Annotated in this window: 21 protein-coding genes; 13 read left to right on the forward strand and 8 right to left on the reverse strand. The window is 64.5% G+C overall.

Translation table 11 applies throughout. The features are described 5' to 3' along the window. Nucleotides 1-167: 167 nt before the first annotated feature. Nucleotides 168-1,130, reverse strand: a complete 963-nt coding sequence (locus WS51_RS08510) for a GlxA family transcriptional regulator (RefSeq protein WP_060022102.1) — start codon at nt 1,128-1,130, stop codon at nt 168-170. 55 nt (nt 1,131-1,185) lie between these two features. Here WS51_RS08510 and WS51_RS08515 point away from each other — a divergent pair, with 55 nt between their 5' ends. The 10 genes from WS51_RS08515 (at nt 1,186) to WS51_RS08560 (ending at nt 11,068) form a co-directional block, all read left to right on the forward strand. Beyond that, entirely contained in the window at nt 1,186-1,707 is a 522-nt protein-coding gene (locus tag WS51_RS08515; protein WP_147957362.1) for an SDR family oxidoreductase, read from the forward strand. A 20-nt stretch (nt 1,708-1,727) separates the two neighbouring features. Then, nucleotides 1,728-2,609: an alpha/beta fold hydrolase gene (locus WS51_RS08520; protein WP_236872347.1), complete on the forward strand. Its 882-nt coding sequence runs from the start codon at nt 1,728-1,730 to the stop codon at nt 2,607-2,609. A 118-nt stretch (nt 2,610-2,727) separates the two neighbouring features. Continuing rightward, the gene (locus tag WS51_RS08525) at nt 2,728-3,447 is read left to right on the forward strand and encodes a hypothetical protein (protein ID WP_069228942.1); all 720 of its coding nucleotides are present in this window, start codon (nt 2,728-2,730) and stop codon (nt 3,445-3,447) included. Between the two features lie 10 nt (nt 3,448-3,457). Beyond that, entirely contained in the window at nt 3,458-4,504 is a 1,047-nt protein-coding gene (locus WS51_RS08530) for an alcohol dehydrogenase (protein WP_059950420.1), read from the forward strand. Next, complete coding sequence (locus WS51_RS08535; protein ID WP_069228943.1) at nt 4,501-5,220, forward strand: hypothetical protein; 720 nt, start codon at nt 4,501-4,503, stop codon at nt 5,218-5,220. Before WS51_RS08530 ends, WS51_RS08535 begins: the two co-directional genes overlap by 4 nt. A 39-nt stretch (nt 5,221-5,259) precedes the next feature. Beyond that, nucleotides 5,260-6,114 (forward strand): alpha/beta fold hydrolase, encoded by an 855-nt coding sequence (locus tag WS51_RS08540; protein ID WP_069228944.1) that lies wholly within the window; start codon nt 5,260-5,262, stop codon nt 6,112-6,114. Between the two features lie 36 nt (nt 6,115-6,150). After that, nucleotides 6,151-7,158, forward strand: a complete 1,008-nt coding sequence (locus WS51_RS08545; RefSeq protein ID WP_069228945.1) for a zinc-binding alcohol dehydrogenase family protein — start codon at nt 6,151-6,153, stop codon at nt 7,156-7,158. A gap of 31 nt (nt 7,159-7,189) precedes the next feature. Beyond that, entirely contained in the window at nt 7,190-8,011 is an 822-nt protein-coding gene (locus tag WS51_RS08550; RefSeq protein WP_059950432.1) for an alpha/beta fold hydrolase, read from the forward strand. A gap of 117 nt (nt 8,012-8,128) precedes the next feature. Next, entirely contained in the window at nt 8,129-9,577 is a 1,449-nt protein-coding gene (locus WS51_RS08555) for a catalase (protein WP_069228946.1), read from the forward strand. 126 nt (nt 9,578-9,703) lie between these two features. Beyond that, nucleotides 9,704-11,068 carry an FAD-dependent oxidoreductase gene (locus WS51_RS08560; RefSeq protein ID WP_059950438.1) on the forward strand — a complete coding sequence of 455 codons (1,365 nt, stop codon included), beginning with the start codon at nt 9,704-9,706 and terminating at the stop codon, nt 11,066-11,068. Between the two features lie 222 nt (nt 11,069-11,290). On the opposite strand, the gene WS51_RS08565 is transcribed toward WS51_RS08560, so the two are convergent. Beyond that, nucleotides 11,291-12,418: an aminotransferase class V-fold PLP-dependent enzyme gene (locus tag WS51_RS08565; protein WP_069228947.1), complete on the reverse strand. Its 1,128-nt coding sequence runs from the start codon at nt 12,416-12,418 to the stop codon at nt 11,291-11,293. A 596-nt stretch (nt 12,419-13,014) separates the two neighbouring features. Between WS51_RS08565 and WS51_RS08570 the strand changes: the two genes are divergently transcribed. Next, nucleotides 13,015-14,802, forward strand: a complete 1,788-nt coding sequence (locus tag WS51_RS08570) for a SulP family inorganic anion transporter (RefSeq protein ID WP_081333537.1) — start codon at nt 13,015-13,017, stop codon at nt 14,800-14,802. Between the two features lie 248 nt (nt 14,803-15,050). Here WS51_RS08570 and WS51_RS08575 read toward each other — a convergent pair whose 3' ends face one another. The 6 genes from WS51_RS08575 to WS51_RS08600 form a co-directional block, all read right to left on the reverse strand. After that, nucleotides 15,051-15,488, reverse strand: coding sequence for a c-type cytochrome (locus WS51_RS08575; protein WP_155623701.1), 438 nt, complete (start codon nt 15,486-15,488; stop codon nt 15,051-15,053). 89 nt (nt 15,489-15,577) lie between these two features. Next, nucleotides 15,578-16,081: a c-type cytochrome gene (locus WS51_RS08580; protein WP_059504175.1), complete on the reverse strand. Its 504-nt coding sequence runs from the start codon at nt 16,079-16,081 to the stop codon at nt 15,578-15,580. Continuing rightward, entirely contained in the window at nt 16,078-16,623 is a 546-nt protein-coding gene (locus WS51_RS08585) for a methylamine dehydrogenase light chain (RefSeq protein WP_059447743.1), read from the reverse strand. Before WS51_RS08585 ends, WS51_RS08580 begins: the two co-directional genes overlap by 4 nt. Nucleotides 16,624-16,662: 39 nt before the next feature. Beyond that, nucleotides 16,663-17,298 carry a methylamine dehydrogenase accessory protein MauD gene (mauD, locus tag WS51_RS08590; RefSeq protein ID WP_059504176.1) on the reverse strand — a complete coding sequence of 212 codons (636 nt, stop codon included), beginning with the start codon at nt 17,296-17,298 and terminating at the stop codon, nt 16,663-16,665. Then, nucleotides 17,295-17,849, reverse strand: coding sequence for a MauE/DoxX family redox-associated membrane protein (locus WS51_RS08595; RefSeq protein ID WP_059868049.1), 555 nt, complete (start codon nt 17,847-17,849; stop codon nt 17,295-17,297). The genes mauD and WS51_RS08595 overlap by 4 nt, the downstream gene beginning before the upstream one ends. A gap of 7 nt (nt 17,850-17,856) precedes the next feature. Further along, on the reverse strand, nt 17,857-19,014 hold the full coding sequence (locus tag WS51_RS08600) for an amine dehydrogenase large subunit (protein ID WP_059769055.1): 1,158 nt from the start codon (nt 19,012-19,014) through the stop codon (nt 17,857-17,859). Between the two features lie 242 nt (nt 19,015-19,256). Between WS51_RS08600 and WS51_RS08605 the strand changes: the two genes are divergently transcribed. Together WS51_RS08605 and WS51_RS08610 are read left to right on the forward strand one after the other, a co-directional pair. Beyond that, the gene (locus WS51_RS08605; RefSeq protein WP_059769054.1) at nt 19,257-20,219 is read left to right on the forward strand and encodes a helix-turn-helix domain-containing protein; all 963 of its coding nucleotides are present in this window, start codon (nt 19,257-19,259) and stop codon (nt 20,217-20,219) included. A gap of 150 nt (nt 20,220-20,369) precedes the next feature. Further along, nucleotides 20,370-21,314 (forward strand): GlxA family transcriptional regulator, encoded by a 945-nt coding sequence (locus WS51_RS08610; protein ID WP_059466832.1) that lies wholly within the window; start codon nt 20,370-20,372, stop codon nt 21,312-21,314. The last annotated feature ends 61 nt before the right edge of the window (nt 21,315-21,375 follow it).

Here is a 21,375-nt window from a genome sequence, read left to right on the forward strand (position 1 = left end):
AAAACGTACTTCACGGCATGTTTGCCTTGCGTGCCCAGCCGGCAGCGCACGGCGAAAGGAGTCCTGCAGCACGGTCTCCGCAGAGACAACGTGTGCACCGCCGCGCCCGTGCGGATCGAGGCGCGATCGCCGGGCGCCACGCGCCGGCAAACACAATACCGAATCAACTAGGCGGCTTCGCCGGCGGTCGAAGTACGACTGTCTCGCCTCAACGCCTGAGGACTGACGCCATACCCGCGCACGAACACTTCACGCAGATGGCGACGATCACGGAAGCCGGTCTCGCGCGCGATGATTTCAAGCGAATGCCGGCTGCATTCCACCATGTTCCTCGCAACCTCCAGACGAAGTTGCTCGATCGCCTTGGCAGGAGACTGACCGGTCTCGGAGAGAAAAATGCGCCCGAACTGGCGCGTGCTGAGATGCGCGGCCTTTGCCAGATCATCGACGCGCAGCGGCTTCGACAGATTCTGGCGCGCATACGCCAGCGCCATCTGGATCCTGTCCGACTTCGGTGCGAGTTCGAGCAGTTGCGACTGCTGCGGCTGTCCGCCGGAGCGCCGACGCTCCATTACGAGCACGCGCGCAACCGACGTGGCGAGCTCGGGGCCGAGATCCTTCTCGACCATGCCGAGCGCGAGGTCCATCGCCGCCGTGAGTCCCGCCGAAGTCCAAATCGCGCCATCGACGATAAAGATCCGATCGTCCTCGACCTGGGCAAGCGGATAGCGTTCCTTCAACGCGCTTACATAGGCCCAGTGCGTGGTAGCGCGGCGCCCGTCGAGCAGGCCCGCTTCCCCGAGCGCAAAGGCACCGGTGCAGAGCCCCGCGATGCGTCGCGAGCGCGTGGAAGCCTCCACCATCAGTTCCAGCTCGCTCGCGGGCGTGACGTGATTGAGCGGATCGACCACGCCGCTGATCATCCATGTGTCCGCCGCGGTGCGGCTGTTCACCGCTTCGGTCACGACCGAGACGCCCAGGGACGAGCGAACCGGGCCGCCGGCGATCGAATAATTCGTCACCTGATAGACACGCTCGCGTGCTAGCACGTTCGCGAATTCGAATATGGATTGCGTGCCGATGGCCATGACCTGGAATTCGTCAGTCAGCAAATAGCCAATCCGATGCATCGCCGCCACCATCCGTCGTGTCCGAAAACGTGATTATAAATGTCGTTGGAAAAGCATGCCGGCCGCATGGATGATAAGCACTCGATTCAACGCACTGCCGAGCATGCAAACAGCCATGTCGCCGGGTCGCGGAACCGCCGTCGTAAGCAGGGCGCTGTCGATCATAGGCGCGGCTTACGCGGAGCATCTTGCGAAAAACGGCTATGACCTTGTTCTGATCGACGAGATTCGGCCGCTTCTCAACGAGATGGCCGACGAACTGACGACGCGGTGTCGGCGCGCCGTCGAGGTAGTCGTCGTCGATGGCGGATCGGACGTCGACCTGGCGGGCGTTCGGGCGAAGATCGATCAGGATGCGAGCATCGTTCTGGTCATCAACGTCATGGACGGCAATGGCTGCCCGCTGCTTTCCGTCGAGCAGGTGAATGCGTTGATTGAATTTATCGGGCCGGACTCCGCAATCACGTGCGCGGCGATTGGAAAGTTTTCGTCGCGACGGGGCGACGTGAACGTATATGCCGCAGGCGTCCTGATTACGGCATCCGGGCAAATAGATGATTTGCCGCGCCTCGTCTAGTTCGGCAATTTATTGACTGAATGGCTGGATCAAACAGCGGACATATATATATGGCTCAAGTTTCTCAAAGCACGAATGCCGCGACCCGATTTGTCGAGGTCGCGGGCCGGCGTCTCGCGTATCGCACGTTCGGAAGCGGAATACCGCTGGTGCTTTGCGTGCGATTTCGCGGAACGATGGACTCGTGGGATCCCCTGTTCCTGGACAGTCTGGTCGAGCAAGGCTTCCAGGTCACGACGTTCGACTACAGCGGCCTCGGTCAGTCGAGCGGCGAGCGGACCTATAGTCCGGCGTCGCTCGCCAAGGACGCGATCGATTTGATCGCCGCGCTGGAACTCGGCAAGGTCGTCATCGGCGGATGGTCGATCGGCGGCATGGTCGCGCAGATCGTATTGGCTACCGCGCCTCGCTTGATCAGCCACGCGGTGCTGATCGCGACGACGCCGCCCGGCCCGCTGGTCAAGCCGGCAGACCCACTGTTTTACGAAATGGCGAAACGCGAAAACGACTTTGAAGACTTCGTCTCGTTGTTCTTCGAACTGGCTTCGCCGGCGAGCCGCGCCGCGGCCGAAGCGTCCGCGCAGCGGCTCGCGCAGCCACGCGCGGATGCCAGCCCGCCGGTGCCGTTCGAATGGGCAGCCAAACAGCTCGGAGACGGCCCGAGAAATCCCGCGTTTCCGGCAGATGCGGTGCTCGACGCACTGAAGGCGACACCGATTCCGGTTCTCCATATCGGCGGGGACCACGACATCGTCTTCCCGGTCGAGAACTGGTACGCGCTCAATGGCCAGTTGCCGACGATGCATCTGGTGACGTTCCCGCGCGCCGGTCACGGCCCGCAACTCGAACATCCGCGATCAACCGCCCGACATATCGCCGCATTCGTCGGCGCGACGTCGTAGCACGCGCGTACGCGACACGGTCGGCGGGCGGCGCGAGCGTTGCCAGCCGGCGCCGCGGATAGATGACGATGCCAGTCGATTCGATACGACAACCCGTTATTTAGATTAGGACACTTTAATGAATGACTTGATCAAGCTGGCGCTGGACGCCGCGGGCGGGCTCGACCGCTTTCTCGGCTTCCGGAAGGTCTCCGCCCGCCTCCATCACACCGGCGTGTTGTGGCCGCTGAAGCAACGGGACGGTGTGCTGACCGATTGCCGCGTAACAGTCGACCTTCGCGAGCGGCGCGTGTCGCACGAACCGTTCGCGCCGACCGATGCCCATTCCGTCTATACACCATCGCGCGTCGAGATCAGGCGTCCGAACGGGAGCGTCGTCGAGACGCTGGAGCAGCCTCGCGCGTCGTTCGACGGATACGAGATGGACACACCGTGGTCGAATCCGCAACTCGCCTATTTCGCCGGCTACACGATGTGGACGTACCTGACGTCGCCGTTCCTGCTTCGACACGACGGGATCGACGCGCACGAAATCGACCCGTGGACCGTCGACGGACTCACGTGGCGGCGCCTGCGTGTCGAATTCGCGCCGTCGATTGCAACGCACAGCGCAACGCAGACGTTCTACTTCGACGCCGACGGCCTGCTGCGCCGTCACGACTATGAGGTCGACATCCAGGGGCGCAATGCCGCGGCTCGCTACATCGGCGATTACGTCGACGTGCAGGGTATCCGAATGCCGACGCGCTTTCGCATCTACCCTCGCACGCCGGAAAACCTCGCACTGCCCGAACCGTTGATCGTCGGCGTCGATCTGTCCGATTTTCGCTTCGAGTGACGGAGAAGACATGGAACAGCAAACCACTTACCGCGCCGCGGTCGTAACGGGCCCCGGCCGATTGAGTATCGTCGATCGCGCAATAACGTGCCCCGCATACGGGCAGGTTCGAATTCGTGTCGAGGCGTGCGGCGTGTGTCACTCCGACAGCGCCACTGTCGAGCGTGCAACGCAGGACGATGCAGTTCAGCGCGTGCCGGGCCACGAAGTCGTCGGGCGAATCGATGCGATCGGCGAAGGTGTTACCGGTTGGGAGATCGGGCAGCGCGTCGGTGTCGGCTTTCTCGGAGGTGAGGATCGCGTATGCCCGTCGTGCCGGCACGGCGATGCAGTCAATTGCGAAAATCCGGTCATCACCGGGATGACGGTCGATGGCGGTTACGCGGAAATGATGCTGGCCGAAGCGCGCGGTCTGGTCCGCGTCCCCGAGGAACTGGATGCGGCCGAGGCTGCGCCGCTGTTGTGCGCAGGGCTGACCACGTTCAACGCGCTGCGCAATGCGGGGGCCCGCGCTGGCGACGTCGTAGCGATCCATGGAATCGGCGGCCTCGGGCATCTCGCGATTCAGTTCGCGAACCGAATGGGCTTTCATACCGTCGCGATCGCACGCGGCGCCGACAAACAGGCGCTTGCGCTGCAACTCGGCGCACACCGCTATATCGACGCAAGCGTCGAGAACGTCGCTGGTGCGCTGCGCGCACTCGGCGGCGCCAAGGTCGTCCTCGGAACCGCGCCGACCGGCAAGGGCATGTCCGACACCGTGCCCGGGCTGTCGACTCGCGGCAAGCTCGTCGTCGTTGCGGTACCCGGTGAGCCGATCACGCTGAACGCACTCGATCTCGTATTCGGCGGCCGTACGGTCGCGGGCGCGTTGACCGGCACCGTCTCGGATAACGAACAGACGTTGTCGTTCGCACAGCTGCAGAACGTGCGGCCGATCGTCGAAACGTTCCCCCTCGAACACGCACAGCGCGCGTATGACCGGATGATGCGCGCGGAGGTCCGCTTTCGCGCGGTCCTCGTGATGAACGGAACACACAAGGGAGTCCCGGCATGAATGCACTTGCTCAAACGAGCATCGACACGCACGGCGGGCTGACGCAGTGGCGCAAGTTCACCCGCATTCGCGCAAACCTCGAGCAAGACGGCGTGCTGTGGCCGTTGAAGGGGCAGGCAGGCGTGCTCGATCGCACGTCCGTGACCGTCGCGACCGACCGCCAGTGGGCATCGCATGCGCCGTTCGGACGGCTCGCCGCGCGCAGCGATTTCGCGGGCAGCCGCGTCGCGTTGCTCGACGCAGACGAACATGTCATTGACGCAAGCGACCAGCCGCGCGCGTCATTCGACGGCCACGTACTGGAAACCCGCTGGGACGCGCTGCAACTCGCATTCTTTGCAGGCTGCGCGATGTGGACGTATCTGAATACACCATTCGTGCTCGCATGGGACGACGTCGAATGCGAAGACGCGGGTCGATGGGACGAACGCGGCGAAACGTGGCGGAAGATCGTCGTGCGCTATCCGGGATCGCTCGAAGTATTCAGCAAGGTACAGGCGATCTACGTCGACTCCGATCATCTGGTCCGGCGCCTCGATTACGACGTCGAGATCGCGGGCAACACGCCGGGGGCGCACTACGTCGACGGCTACACGACCGTTTCGGGAATTCGCATTCCGACCCGCAGGCGCATTCACCCACGCCAGCCGGACGGCACCTCGGTCGACGAGCCGCTCGTCGTGTCGATCGACCTGTACGACATCACGCTACTTTGACACCGACGAGCGCGATGCGCGTCGAAAGGACCTGTAACCATGAATAGCACGATCCGGGCGGCGAACGCGCCGACGCAATATGTGGATGCCGCGGGCGTGCGCTACGCGTATCGCCGCTTCGGCCGCGGCGGCGGTGTGCCGCTCCTCTGCCTGCAACACTTCACGGGCACGCTCGACAACTGGGATCCGGCGATCGTCGATGCGCTCGCCGAAGATCGCGAGGTGATCCTGTTCGACAACGCGGGCATCGGCGCGTCGGGCGGCGAAGTGCCGACGACGATCGCGGGGATGGCCGATCACGCCATGCGCTTCATCGACGCGCTCGGCCTGCCGGCGCTGCATATTCTCGGTTTTTCGCTCGGTGGCTTCGTCGCGCAGGAAATCGCGCTCGCACGGCCTGCCGCGATCGGCCGGATGATCCTGTCCGGCAGCGCCCCCGAAGGCGGAGAAGGCGCCGGAATGGACCGCCCGGAACTCGTCGCGATCTACACGAACGTCGACATGCCGATGAACGAGAAACTCAAGCGCCTGTTCTTTCCCGCGACCGCCGACGCTCAGGCGGCCGCCGATGCATTCGTCGGCCGTCTGGAGACGCGCGGCCCGCAACGCGACACGCCGGCGAGCCCGGCCGTTGCCGCCGCGCAACTGCAGGCAATGATCGCGTGGGCGAACTGGCGCGGCGACGTGCGCGGAAAACTCGCAGCCATCACGCATCCAGTGCTCGTGACCAACGGCGACAACGACATCATGATTCCGACGAAGAACACACTTGTGCTCGCGGAAGGATTGCCGAACGCGACGTTGATCGTCTACCCGAATTCGGGACACGGCGCGCTGTTTCAGTACGCGCCCGCATATGTGTCGCACGTGCGCACTTTTCTCCGCGGCGCGTAAGCGCCGCCACACGCTTTCCGTCATGAGGAGCGGTTCATGAAAGCCATCGTTTACGCCCGTGCGGGCTTGCCGATCGACGATCCGCAAGCGCTCTATGAAGTCGAACTTCCGAAGCCCGAACCGGGGCCGCGCGATCTGCTCGTCCGGATCGACGCGATCGCAGTCAATCCCGTCGACGTGAAACTGCGCCAGGGTGTGCAGCCAGGCGAACCTAAAATTCTCGGCTGGGATGCGACGGGGACGGTCGAGGCAGTCGGCGCTGGCGTGGAGCTGTTTGCCCCCGGCGACCGCGTCTGGTATGCAGGCGACATCACGCGGCCGGGCAGTTATGCCGAATACGGTCTCGTCGACGAGCGCATTGCAAGCCACCGGCCGGCCACGTTGTCGGCAGCCCAAGCCGCCGCGCTGCCGCTCACGGCCATCACCGCGTGGGAATTGCTGTTCGACCGCCTGAACGTCGCGGAGGGCGATGGCGCTGGACAAGGCCTGCTGGTGATCGGTGCAGGCGGCGGCGTCGGCTCGATCCTCGTTCAACTCGCCCGCCAACTGACCGCGCTGACGGTAATCGCTACCGCATCGCGGCCCGAAACCCAGGCGTGGGTCGCCGGGCTCGGCGCACATCACGTAATCGACCATGCGCGGCCGCTGCGGCCTCAATTGGCCGCAGCGGGAATCGAACAGGTCGATCATGTGATCAGCCTCACCCATACCGATACTTACTACTCCCAGATCGTCGACATATTGAAACCAGAGGGTCAGCTTGCGCTGATCGACGATCCGGCGACACTCGATGCAATGCCGCTGAAGCGCAAATCGATTTCTCTCCATTGGGAATTCATGTTCACGCGATCGATGTATCGCACGCCGGACATGATTCGCCAGCACGCGCTGCTCGCACGCATCGCCACGCTTATCGACGGTGGCGTGCTCAAGAGCACCGTCGGCGAAAACCTCGGCAAGATCGACGCGCACAATCTGCGTCGCGCGCACGCGTTGCTCGAAAGCGGCCGTGCGAAGGGCAAGATCGTTCTGGAAGGCTTCTGAATCTCCTCGGCTCAATCAATCAGGAAAGACCATGAATACCGTAACCACACAAGACGGCACGAAGATTTTCTACAAGGATTGGGGCGCCGGCCGCCCGGTCGTGTTTTCGCACGGCTGGCCGCTCAACGCGGACGCATGGGACGCACAGATGCTGTTCCTGCTGCAGCACGGCTATCGCGTGATCGCGCACGACCGCCGCGGCCATGGACGTTCAGGCCAACCTTCGCAAGGCAACGACATGGACACCTATGCCGACGACCTCGCCGCGCTGCTGGATGCACTCGACGTGCGTGAGGCAACGCTCGTCGGCCATTCGACGGGCGGCGGCGAAGTCGCCCGATATATCGGCCGGCACGGCACGAAGCGCGTCGCGAAGGCCGTGCTGATCGGCGCCGTGCCTCCGATCATGCTGAAAACCGACGCAAACCCGGGCGGCCTGCCGATCGACGTCTTCGATGGAATCCGCAAGGGCGTCGCCGAAAACCGCTCGCAGTTCTACCGCGATCTCGCGACGCCGTTTTTCGGTTTCAACCGGCCCGGCGCGACGGCGCTGCAAGGCACGATCGACGCGTTCTGGGCGCAGGGCATGACCGGCGGCATTCACGGCCAGTACCAGTGCATCCACGAGTTCTCTGAAGTGGACTACACCGACGATCTGAAGAAAATCGACGTGCCGACACTGATCCTCCATGGCGACGACGACCAGATCGTTCCGATCGACAATTCCGGCCGCCTGTCCGCAACGATCGTCAAGCACGCAACGCTGAAGGTCTATGCCGGCGGCTCGCACGGGATGTGCGTCGTGAACGCCGATCAGGTCAACGCGGATCTGCTCGCCTTCCTGAAGTCGTAAGGGTTGGTGTTCGCGCGGCGCGTATCGATGTCGATGCGCGCCGTCTGGAATGCATCACCCTACGCGCTCGTTCTGTTGTCCTCACTTTCAGTGCAATCCGCACGTCGACACAAGATCATGACTTCCAACACCCTCACGAACGCGGCCGGCGCTCCCGTCGCCGACAACCAGAACTCGATGACCGCCGGCGAGCGCGGCCCCGTGATGCTCCAGGACGTATGGTTGCTCGAAAAGCTCGCACACTTCGACCGCGAGGTCATTCCCGAGCGCCGTGTGCATGCCAAGGGTTCCGGCGCATTCGGTACCCTCACGGTAACGCACGACGTCACCCGATATACGAAGGCGAAGGTGTTCTCCCGGGTCGGCAAGGAGACACCTCTGTTCGCCCGCTTCTCCACCGTGGCGGGCGAACGTGGCGCCGCCGATGCCGAGCGCGATGTGCGCGGCTTCTCGATCAAGTTCTACACCGAGGAGGGGAACTGGGATGTCGTGGGTAACAATACGCCGGTATTCTTCATCCGCGATCCGCTCAAGTTTCCCGATTTCATCCATACGCAGAAGCGCGATCCGCACACGAACCTGCGCAGCAACATCGCCGCTTGGGATTTCTGGTCGCGGCATCCGGAGTCGCTGCATCAGGTCACCATCCTGATGAGCGATCGCGGCATTCCGAAGAACTATCGCCAGATGCACGGCTTCGGCTCGCATACGTATTCGTTCATCAACGCGCAGGGCGAGCGCTTCTGGGTGAAGTTCCATTTCAAGTCCCTCAACGGGATCGAGAACCATACGAACGACGAAGCGGCCCAGGTCGTCGCCTTCGACCGCGAGAGCGCGCAGCGAGACCTGATCGAGAGCATCGACCACGGCAACTTTCCGCGCTGGGCATTTCGAATCCAGCTGATGCCCGAGGCCGACGCAGCGAATGTGCCCTACAACCCGTTCGACATCACGAAGGTATGGCCGCACGCGGACTATCCGCTAATCGACGTCGGCGTGATCGAATTAAACCGCAACGCGGAGAATTATTTCGCCGATGTGGAGCAGGCAGCGTTCACGCCAGCCAACGTGGTGCCGGGCATCGGTTTTTCTCCGGACCGGCTGCTGCAGGGTCGTCTCTTTTCGTACGGCGACGCGCAGCGTTACCGGCTGGGGGTGAATCATCACCAGATTCCGGTGAATGCCCCGAAGTGTCCGGTCCATCATTCGTTCCATCGCGACGGCGCGATGCGCACCGACGGTAACCTGGGCAGCACGGTCAACTACGAACCGAACAGCTTCGGCGACTTCGCACAGGACCGCGACGCAGCCGAGCCGCCGCTCGCCGCCGGAGCGGTCGACCGCTATGACCATCGCCAGGACGACGACTACTACAGCCAGCCCGCAGCGCTGTTCCGTCTGTTCGATGCGGAACAACGTGCACGGCTTTGCGACAACATCGCGCGGCATATCGCCGGCGTGCCCGACGAAATCGTCAAGCGTCAGCTCGATCACTTCCACCGCGCAGATCACGCGTATGCGGCCGGCGTGCGCGCTGCAATCGAGAATCTCGGCTCGCACCGATGATCGGACGCTGCCTCGTGATGGCACAGTGCGGGCCTTCGCTGGAACCGAAGAATGCTCGCCACGCGTGAACGACCGATCATCCGGTCGCGCACGGTCCCACTCACTCTATATGAAGAGGATTACGAAATGGACGAAACCAGACGATATGAATATCTGTTTCTAGGCGGCGGGAAAGGTGGGAAATCGCTTGCGATGGAGATGGCGCGCCGTGGCAGACGTGTCGCGGTGATCGAGCGCGGGATGATCGGGGGATCGTGCATCAACGTCGCCTGCATCCCGAGCAAGACACTGATCCACGAGGCGCGCTCCATGCGGGCGTGGCGGCAGGCTGCGGAACGACCGGACCTCGCTGCGAACATGCAACGCGTGTCCACCAGCGTCCGGTCCGTCGTAGGCGGCATGGTGGACATCAATCGCCGCGCGTTCGAGCAATCGGGTCTCGACCTTGTCATTGGAACCGGCCGCTTCGTCGGACCGCGCACGATTCTGGTGCGTTCCGACGACGGGGCGGAAAGCATCTATGAAGGCGAGAACGTCTACATCAATACGGGCACGGTGGCATCCATACCGGATATCAACGGGCTGCGCGATGCGCTCCCCCTCACCCACGTCGAAGCATTGCGTCTCGACGTACTGCCCGACCACCTGATCGTGCTGGGCGGCGGTTATATCGGTCTGGAGATGGCGCAGGCATTTCGGCGTCTGGGCAGTCGGGTCACGCTTCTCAGCGATGCGCCGCGCGTTGCGATGCGCGAAGACGAGGACGTCGGCGCAGCCATTCAGCAAGCACTGATCGAGGACGGAATCGGACTCGAGCTCGGCGTGAAGATCGTTGCCGTTCGCGGGCGTAGCGGCGAGCACCTCACGGTCGAATTTTCCGACGGACGCACGGTCAGCGGTTCGCACATGCTTGTAGCGGCCGGGCGCAAGCCGTTGACTGATTCGATCGGGCTGGAGCTTGCGGGTGTCGAGAAGGACGAGCGCGGGTTCATCAAGGTCGACCACCAACTGGCTACCACGGCCGAACGCACGTGGGCGATCGGCGAAGTGGCCGGCACCCCGATGTTCACGCACGCGTCGTTCGACGACTACCGTGTGCTCAAGGCCGGTGTCGAAGGCCGTCCGACGAGCACCGAGAACCGCGTCATCCCTTATGCGCTGTTCATCGATCCGGAACTCGGCCGCATCGGTCTGAACGAAACCGATGCGGCCGCCCGGAAAATCGACGTCCGCGTCGCGAAGATACCAATGACCGCGGTACCGCGCGCGCGGACCGACGGAAATACGCGGGGCTTCATGAAAGCGCTGGTGGAACCGGATACGGGCAAGATCCTGGGTTTCACGATGCTTGGCGCCGGCGCGGGCGATGTGACGACGGCCGTGCAAATGGCAATGCTCGGGGGGCTGCCTTATATGGCCGTTCGTGATGCGATCATCGCGCATCCGCTCGTTTCCGAAGGCCTCAATTTGCTCTTCGCGAATTTGCCATAAGCGTTGATACCACTCGCACCAACCTGCTTGCGGTCAAGCTTCATGCACACGCCGCAGAAGCCAGCGCTTCAAGCGGCGGACGGGCTCGCGAATGTTGCACAGCGCACGTGGGCGTCGTAGCGCGATCTTCGTGTGCTCCGAGTCGATAGCCGCCGTCGGACACGGCGGCTTCCCATGCACCGATCAGGTAGCACATCCGATCGTGCCACGCCTCCAAGCCCGCTACAGCACCCGCTCCAGCGCACTCGCAAACCGCCCGACCGCCGCATCGACGTCATGCAGCTTGTCGAGCCCGAACAAGCCGATCCGGAACGTCTTGAAATCCGCCGGCTCGTCGCATTGCAACGGCACGCCCGCCGCGATCTGCATCCCGACATCGGCGAATTTCTTGCCGGACCGGATATCGTCATCGTCGGTGTAGCACACCACGACACCCGGCGCCTCGAAACCTTCCGCCGCCACGCTCCGGAATCCGTTCTGCGCCAGCAACGCACGAATCCGCGTGCCGAGCTCGAGTTGTTCCGCCCGCACCTTGTCGAAGCCGTAAGCTGCCGTTTCCTTGATCACGTCGCGCAGCGTCGCGAGGCTGTCGGTCGGCATCGTCGCGTGGTACGCGAAGCCGCCGCCTTCGTACGCCTCCATGATCTGCAGCCACTTGCGCAGATCGCACGCGAAACTGGTGCTGGTCGTCGCATCGATGCGCTCGCGTGCAAGCGGACTCATCATCACCAGCGCACAGCCGGGCGACGCGCTCCAGCCCTTTTGTGGCGCGCTGATCAGCACGTCGACACCGCTCGCCTCCATGTCGACCCAGATCGTGCCGGACGCGATGCAGTCGAGCACGAACATCCCGCCGACCGCATGCACGGCGTCCGCCACCGCACGCAGATACGCATCGGGGAGCATCATCCCCGACGCGGTTTCGACGTGCGGCGCGAACACCAGATCCGGCTTGTGCTCGCGAATCGCGGCAACGACTTCATCGATCGGCGCCGGCGCAAACGCGGCCTGTCTGCCCGCTTCGACCGGACGCGCTTTCAGCACGATCGACTCGGCCGGAATGCGGCCCATGTCGAAAATCTGCGACCAGCGGAAACTGAACCAGCCATTGCGGATGACCAGACACTTCTTGTCCGTCGCGAACTGGCGCGCAACAGCTTCCATGCCGAACGTCCCGCTGCCCGGGACGATCGCGACCGCCTTCGCGTTGTAAACCTTCTTCAGCGCCGCGGAAATATCACGCATGGCGCCTTGAAAGCGCTGCGACATGTGATTGATCGACCGGTCGGTGTACACCACCGAATATTCGAGAAGCCCGTCGCGGTCGACATCGGGAAGTAATCCTGGCACGTTCGCCTCCGGTAAAGGACATGAGATGAGCGCGAGCGGTGTTCATGAGCGGATGCCGCTGCGCCGATGCAACGCTGCTTTGCTCTGATAGACGACCGATTCTAACGAAAGCTGTCCGTTCGTTGGAAATTTCGGCGGTTGCCTCATTCACCGCACATCCGGTGCCGTTCGCGCGACGGGTCGACGCGCTATGGACGCGAAGCCAGCAACCTGATTCCCGCGATCCCGAATACGACGGCCAGACACCCGTCCAGTGCCTTGTGGGTTCGCATGTAGATCCTTCGAACCGGCGCCACGGAAAACAGCCATGCATAACCGGCGAAGACGCCGCACCCGATGGCCGCACAACCCAAAACGAGTGCACCTTGTGACGGCAGCGTGCCGCCGGGCGATTCCCCCGCACCGCCGATCATCACTTTGGCCATCGCCAGCCTGGCTCGAACCAGCGTTCAGCAAAGTAGCCGGACAGTCGGACCGGCACATCGAAACGAAACATCGTGAAACCGGGCTTGCGGTCCGAGGGCACGGGAACGTAATCTTTAACGATATCGGCGGACGTAACGAACGATTCCGCCGAGGTTCCCTGACGTCCTGCGATGAACATCAAAAGCCGTGCCCGCCAGCACACGGCCCGCCCGCCCCGCAAGCCCGATGCCGGCCTGCTGCGGTGGATCAACGGACTCGCCGTGGCGCGCACCTATCGATTGCATTGGCTGCCGCACGATCTGCTGGCCGGCGTCACGCTCAGTGCCGTGCTCGTGCCCGCCGGCATGGCGTATGCGAACGCAGCCGGCCTGCCCGCCGTCAACGGGCTCTATGCGTCGCTTGCCGCGCTGCTCGCGTATGCGCTGTTCGGCCCGAGCCGCATCCTCGTCCTCGGCCCCGACTCCGCGCTGGTCGCGCTGATCGCCGCAAGCATCGCGCCGCTTGCCCACGGCGATGCCGCGCATGCGCTGGCCGTTGCCGGCGCGCTCGCGATACTCGCGGGCGCGATCTGCATCGCGGTCGGAGTGCTCAGGCTCGGATTCGTCACCGAGCTGCTGTCGCTGCCCATCCGGTACGGTTTTCTGAACGGCATCATGCTGACGATCAGCATCGGGCAATTGCCCAAGCTCCTCGGCTACAAGGGCAACGGCGAATCGTTCATCGAGCAGGTGCGCGACGTTGTCGCCGGCATCGCGGCGTCGAAGGTGAACGCAACGTCGTTCGCACTCGGTGTCGCCGCCCTCGCGCTGATACTCGCGTGCAAACGGCTCTGGCCCAGGATGCCGGGTGTACTGCTCGCCGTGGCTGGCGCGACGGCGGCGGTGATGTGGTTCGATCTGTCGACGCGCGCCGGCGTTGCAACCGTCGGTGCGGTTCCGCAAGGCCTGCCGATGCCGCGCATCCCCGACGTGAGCCTCGACGGCTGGCTGCGTCTCGCGGGAAGCGCAGCGGCGATCGCGCTCGTGTCGCTCACGGATATCAGCGTGCTGTCCCGCACCTACGAACTGCGCAACGACACCCGCGTGGACCGGAATCACGAATGCATCGCGCTCGGGCTGTCGAACCTCGCCGCCGGCCTGATGCAAGGGTTCGCGGTAAGCGCGAGCGGGTCACGCACGCCCGTCGCGGAAGCGGCCGGCGCGAAGACGCAGGCAACGGGTGTGGTGGCTGCCGCCGTCGTTGCCGCATTGCTGCTGTTCGCGCCGCGCGCGCTTGCGCACACGCCGCAATCCGTGCTGGCCGCCGTCGTGATCGCGGCATGCGTGAACATGATCGAGGTGCCCGGCGTCGTGCGGCTATATCGGCTCCGCAAAAGCGAATTCATGCAGGCCGTGGCGTGCTTCGCCGGCGTTGCCGCCGTCGGGGTCGTGAACGGCATTGCGCTGGCACTGCTGCTCACCGTGCTGTCGTTTTTGTGGCGCGCGTGGCGGCCTTACGATGCCGTGCTCGGGCGCGTCGACGGCCGGAAGGGCTATCACGACGTGTCGCGCCATCCGGACGCGCGGCGCGTGCCCGGGCTCGTGCTGCTGCGCTGGGATGCGCCGCTCTTTTTCGCGAATGGCGAAATCTTTCGGGAACGCGTGTTGCGCGCCGTCGATGAATCGCCTGAGCCGGCTCGCTGGATCGTCATCGCGGCGGAGCCCGTGACCGACATCGACCTCACGGCTGCCGATGTCCTCGAACGGCTGCATCGCGAACTTGCCGCGCGGCAGGTCAAGCTGGTGTTCGCGGAGCTGAAAGGCCCCGTCAAGGACAGCCTCAAGCATTACCGGATGTACAGCATGTTCGGCGACGACAACTTCTTTCCGACGATCGGCGAAGCGGTAAGCCGTTATGTGGACATGCATCGAATCGAGTGGCACGACTGGGAAGACGCCCGCGGCTCGGGCGGGGTCTGATGGCCGGCAACATATCGGCGGCGGTATGGAACGAGCGCTGACGCTGCGGGGGGCACTGCAAAGCATCTCGACACGTTGCGCCACGCGCCGATCCTTGCGCAGTCCAATAGGCGCCAGCGCGACTCAACAGCTAACAAGCACGTACTTCGACACCGCCACGCTCGCATTTGACCGGTGCGCGGCTTCCCTGCGGATGCGTGCGGCCGCAACCGCAGAAGCTACACGCGTCGTCGCCCCGTCGTCGCCAATCAGTAGCGCTCGGACACACCATCGATCCCGCGCTCGTGCAATTCGCGCACGAGCCTCGCTCGCACCGTCGCGACATCGGAAAACGCAGGCCGTCGATGCGCGGCGATTTCGTCAGCCGTATAAGGCTTGAAATCGCGCGGCAGCGCATTGCGATTCATCGTCGTGAGCACCCAGTTCAGTACGTCGGCGAGATCCTGGTCCGACAGCGCCGAGTTCGACGCGCCGGGCACGCGCATCACGTACTCGCGCCCCGCAGGCAGATGCGTGAAATAACCGAGCGAATTCGCGAGCGGCGGCACCTTGCCCGGAATGCCGTCGCCCGTCGCCGTATGGCAGCCCATGCAGTTGAGCACCCAGTGCTGCCGCGCAAGCGTCGTGTCGGTCACGCCGTCGGCATGCGCCGGCACGCCAATCGCGCATGAGGCGGCAGCGGCCATCAGCCCCCGGTGCAGACGGCGCGTCGCGGACGCCCTGATCCGCGACGCAACCGCGCGTCGACCTTCGTCATGCGGAATGCGCGCGGCTTTCACAGCCCCAGCCCCTTCGTCACGATCGCGCGTTGCGCATGAACGGCCGCACCGTCCATCTCCTTCGCCCGCGCCGCGCGAATGTCTGCGGCGGTGAACGGTTTCGCGTCACCTTGCCTGTCGTTGAGATCGAACACGACGTAGTTGAGCACGTTCGCGATATCGTCATCGCTCGCGCTCGCGAATGAAGGCATCTTGAAGTTGTAGCGCTTGTCGTGCACCTTGATTTCGCCGAACATCCCGTGCAACAGCGTCGCGACGAGCTGCGCACGGCCGGCGTCGGCCGCCGCGTACTTGCCCGGGTATTCGGTCAACGGCGGCGCGAGGCCGTCCTGCCCCTTGCCGCCCGCCTGGTGACACACTGCGCACTGTGCATCGAACAGGCTCTTGCCCGCCGGGTAATGAACGGTCTGCTGCGCACCGGCCACGCCCGGCAGCATCAGAAATCCGGCGGAAGCCGCCACGCATGCGGCCACGATCTTTCCAGCTTGCTTCACTTTCATTGCTTGGCCGCTCCCAGCAGGACCGAAACGGAACAGTGGTAATTCGAATTGCCGTTTGCCATGCACCAGTTGATGTCGTTGTTCAGCGACAGCTTGTACAGCGGTTTCTCGCGCTCGTTGCGGTTGCAGAAGCACTTGCCGCACGACGTCTTGCCGCAGCAGTCGTTGTACGACACGATGTAGTCCGAACCGTCGTGCGGATTGCGGCAGGTGCCGATCCACGTGATCGGCGAAGGCGTGGTGCCCGGCGGGCAGCTACTCGACGTACCGCCGCAGCAACTGCACAGCCAGCCGTCGATCGCGCAGTATTTCCAGTAATCGCAGCTCGTCGGATCGTCGCTCGCGCCCGATGCGCCGGCACCGGACGCCGCCGATGCACCCGAGGCCGCGTCGGCCGCATACGCGGTGCGATCGACCGGCAGGAGCGGCAGCATCGCCGATCCGACCAGCACCTTGCCAAGCTTCGCCATCGCGCTGCGCCGCGAACTATGCTGCGCGACGCCGCGCGCCGACCGTTCGAACCATGAATCAAACAGGCCCATTCCGTTGCTCTCCGTTAACGTTGAAGGAAGATCGGCCGCTCACGCGTGCTGCGCATGCGCTTGATGGCCGTCGTGGGCGTGACCGCCATGCACGAACTGCTGCAGCGATGCGACGCCACGCTCTTTCGCTTCGAACAGGCTCTCGAGATGCTCGCGCGTATTGACGAGCCCCTTCGCGCGCACGGTGCCGGTGTCGTCGAGCAGCACCGCATACGGCAATTTGCCGATCTGGTATGCGAGGCCGAGCTCCTGCGACAGCACGTACGGGAAACGCGCGAGGTCGTGCTTCTGCGCGAAGCGCGTGTGTTCGTCGAGATCGCCGTCGCTGGCGAGCACGATGTTCACCGGCGTCGACTCGCTCGCCTGGAGCGACGGCAACAGCGGCAGCAGCTTCTTGCACACCGGGCACGTCGGCGACAGGAAGAACAGCAGCGTCGCCTTGCCCGATGCGTCGATACCGCCGACTTTCACCTGCGAGCCGCGTATGTCGGTCAGTTCGAACGTCGGCGCGATCGCCCCGACTGCCGGCCCCTTGTCGATCATCAACGCGCCGGCCGGCATGATGCGTTCGTACAGGATGCCGATCTGGCGCACGAGCGCGAGGCAGATCGCGCCGAGCGCGAGAACGGCGACCCAGAGCAAGGCCGTGGAAATGGTGAGAGCGGTTTGCATCATGAATTCCTCAGGTGGGAAAGGCGCGGTACGTTGGCGAGCAGCACGTCGACGGTGAGCAGCGCGCAGACGATCAGCAACACGGAAGAGAACAGCGTCAGGTAGTCGAACCACACGATCGCGCGGCCGCCCGGTTCGACGAACGCGGTCGCGGACAGTACGACGAGCAGCAGCACGCGCGCGACATGCAGCCAGCCGATGCCGAGCGGCGCGCCCGCGCGCGCGGCGGCGAAACCGGAACAGCCGCAGTCGATGTCGGTATGGCCGCGCACGATGTTGATCGTCATCCCGGCCGCGAAGACGAGCAACAATGCGATCAGGCCGAGCGCGCCGCCCGTGCGTGTATCGGGAAACAGCAGCGCCGCGGCGCAGACGGCTTCCGCGAGCGGAATCGCGAACGCGGCGGGCGCGGTGAGCGCATCGGGCAGCAGCCGGTAACCTGCAAGTGCCTGCCGGAACGCCGCGGGCCGGCGCATCTTCGAGAAGGCACCGAGCAGCACGACGACGGCCGCGCCGGCCTGCGCGCTGGTGGCGAGTACGGGATCGAGCGTCATCGCGGCCTCACGGGTTCACGAGCAGCGTCGGCGTACTGCCGATCTGCTTCTCGACGTGTTGCGGCTTGCCGGTGTTCGCGTCCATCACGACGAGATCGGACGTGCCCGTCAGCCCGTAGAACAACGGCTTGTCATCCTCGCTGACCTGGATCGACACGAGCGGATCGACCTTCAGTTGCGCGAGATCCCAGCGCGCGACACGCCGTTTCGATTTCAGGTCGTACACCCACACCTGCGTGCCCGGATCCTTGTGCGTGCCGTCGCCGCCCTTGTGCATCAGCACGTAGAAGCGGTTGTGCGTCGCCTGCACGGCCGTCTGCTGCATGCCGCCCGGGCGCCAGCCTTCGGCGCGCTCGGCATCGGTCAGCAGCGACCACGACTTGCCGAACGCCGGCTTGTCGCCGCTGAAATCGGCGCTGCGCACGTTGCCGTGGTAAGTCGTGAAAAGATAGGCGCTCCGGTAGCGCGATGCGTTGACGAAGGCCGGATCGTTGTCGACGTCGATGAATGCGTCGGACATCGTGCGCTTCACCTCCGTGCCGTTCGCATCGAGCGTGACGGTGAGCGCCTTGCCGCTTTCGCACAGCGCGGTAAAGCGGTCGTTGCCCGACGGATACGCGAGCACGCACGCCGCGGTGTCGATTTCCGACAGCACCTTCTTCGAAACGGCGTCGATCACGGTCACCGACGCGGCCGGCGTGATGTTCGCGACGTACAGCCGCTTGCCGTCCGCGCTGAACGCGGTGTTGTACGGCGACGGCACGTGCTGCCCGTGCTTCGCCGGAATCACGATCTCGCCCGCGTGATCGAGCGTCGTGTTGTCGGTCATCTCGACGACGTCGGTGCGCGTGCCGTGCGAGCCGCGCGAGAAATAGGTCGTTGCGATGAAGCTGGTCTTGTGGTCGGGCGAGATCGCCAGACCGGGCGCGAAGCCGCCGTCGATCTGGCCGAGCAGCTTCTTCGCGTCGGCGTCGTACACGAAGATGCGCCCGTCGGTCATCGTCGGCATCGCGATATCGACGACGTACACCTGGTGCGGATGCCACGGCGGCATCTTCTGCACGACGAGTTCCTCGGGTTTTTCCGTCGCGTATGCGCTCACTATCCGCGCCGCCGCGAGCGCCAGCGTCACCGCGACGGCCGCGGTGCGTCGCCTTGTTCTCATGTCGCCTCCAGTTGGGATTCACGTAATGTGAGGCGACTGTAGTTCGACAATAAATCCGTTCAGCACCCGGACCGGCAACGCGTGCGTGCCGATTCGGGATATTGGAAAACCGTCTGAAAGGCGTCACACGTCGACATCTTTCGACCCTCGGAAAACCCCCGACCGGAATGGCGCTCATCCGTATTGCGCCGACCGTGCGGTCGGTTTAATCTTGCGCGGTCCGAACGATCGCCGGAGGCGCCATGCTCGTGTTTCACCAGATGTTCGACGACGCGGACCGGCATGCCGAGGCACTGCGCGGTTGGGATCAGCGCTACGACCAGATCGGTTCCGGCTCGTATCGCAGCGCGATCAAGCACGCGGAATTCGCCGGCGTGCAACTGTTCCAGGAAGCGGCGAACGTGCGCATCATCCAGCGCGGGCGCCTGCCGTCCGGCCATACGGTATTCGGCATGCCGCTCACTGGCTCGGGTACCTTCGCATTCGGCGATGCACGCATCGAGCTCGGCACGATCGTGTTGGCGCGCGGCGGCTCGCCTTTCGAACTCCATTCGCCCGACGACATGTCGCTGATCGGCGTGGTGATCGATTCCGAGCTGATGCAGCAGATCGAGGATGCCGCCGATGTCCGGCTCGATGAGCGCGCGCTGCGGCGCGGCGTCGCCGATGTGCCGGTCGCCGCGCGCGAACGCGCGAGCGTGCAACTCGCGACGCTGCTCGAACGCATGCTGTCGGCACCCGACGCATTCGACACGGCGCGCGCGCAGTCCCAGCTGCGCGGCGAGGTCGCGAATGTGCTCGTCGATCTGCTCACGTATCGGATGCCCGAACCGTCGAATCGTCTGACGCATGCGTGCCATGCCGACATCGTGCGCCGCGTGCACGACTACGTGATCGGGCACCCGGAGGCGCCCGTCGACATCCTGAGCCTGTGCACGCAGCTGCGCGTGAGCCGGCGCACGATGCAGAACAGCTTCCAGTCGATCGTGCAGACCGGTCCGCTGAACTACACGCGCTCGCTGCGCCTCGCTCAGGTGCGACGCCTGCTGCTCGACACGCGGCAGTCCGACCTGCCGATCAGCGAAGCCGCCGCGCGCTGGGGCTTCATCCACCTCGGGCATTTCGCGAACGCGTACAAGGCGCAGTTCGGCGAGCTGCCTTCGACAACGGCGCGCCGGACGGTGCGCGGCGTAAAAATGCGCTGAGCGCCCGCAAAACCCGCGATAATCATGCGTCGAACATGCCGGCTTGCGCGAGCCGGGCGCGGCGCGCGTGCCCGCATACACGCATGCCCGCCGCGCAACGTCGCGTCTCGCGCTGACGTGATGCCCCAACCGATTCCACCATACGCCCCGATGCCAGAGGATTTCCACTTCCTGTTGCTGCCCGGCTTCTCCGCGCTCGGCTTCATGTCGGCGGTCGAACCGCTGCGCGTCGCGAACCGCTTTCGCACCGAGCTGTACCGCTGGCACGTGATCAGCGCGGACGGCGCGCCCGTCGCCGCGAGCAACGGCATCCCGGTGGCCGCCGAGGCCGCGTACGCGGACGTCGCGCGGGTCGAGACGGTGTTCGTCGTCGCCGGCTTCGATCCGCTCGTGTGCTACGACCGCGCGCTCGGCGACTGGCTGCGCCGCCAGAACCGGCACGGCGCGACGCTCGGCGGCATCGACACCGGCAGCTTCGTGCTCGCGGAAGCCGGGCTGTTCGATGCATCGCAAACGCTCACGCTGCACTGGGAAGCGCTCGCCGCGTTCCGCGAACGCTACCCGGGCCTGAACGCGACGCAGGAACTGTTCGAGATCGACGACCGGCGCATCACCTGTGCGGGCGGCACCGCGTCGATCGACATGATGCTCGACCTGATCGGCAGGCGGCACGGCGCCGATCTTGCGGCGGCGATCTCCGAGCAGTTTGTCGTCAGCCGCATCCGGCAACGCTCCGACAGCCAGCGGCTCGAGATCGCCGCGCGCTACGGCGTGCACAACCGCAAGCTGATCCAGGTGATCGACACGATGCAGCGGCACATGGAGAGCCCGCTCGGCTCGGACGCGCTCGCGCAGGACGTGTCGATCACGCGGCGCCAGCTCGAACGGCTGTTCAGCGCAACGCTGAATGACACGCCGACACGTTTCTACCTGAACCTGCGCCTCGATCGCGCCCGCGAGCTGCTGCAGCAGACCGACATGAGCATCACGTCGGTCTGCGTCGCATGCGGCTTCGAATCGCCATCGCATTTCTCGCGCACGTACCGCTCGCGCTTCGGCGTGAGCCCGCGCAGCGACCGTCGCGCGACGCGCTGAGCAACGCCGCTTTTACGTACAATCCGGCGCGCTATTGCGTGCCGCGACAGCGTTTCCCGCC

Origin of the sequence: Burkholderia territorii (genome assembly GCF_001718335.1) — a bacterium.
GTDB lineage: Bacteria > Pseudomonadota > Gammaproteobacteria > Burkholderiales > Burkholderiaceae > Burkholderia > Burkholderia territorii.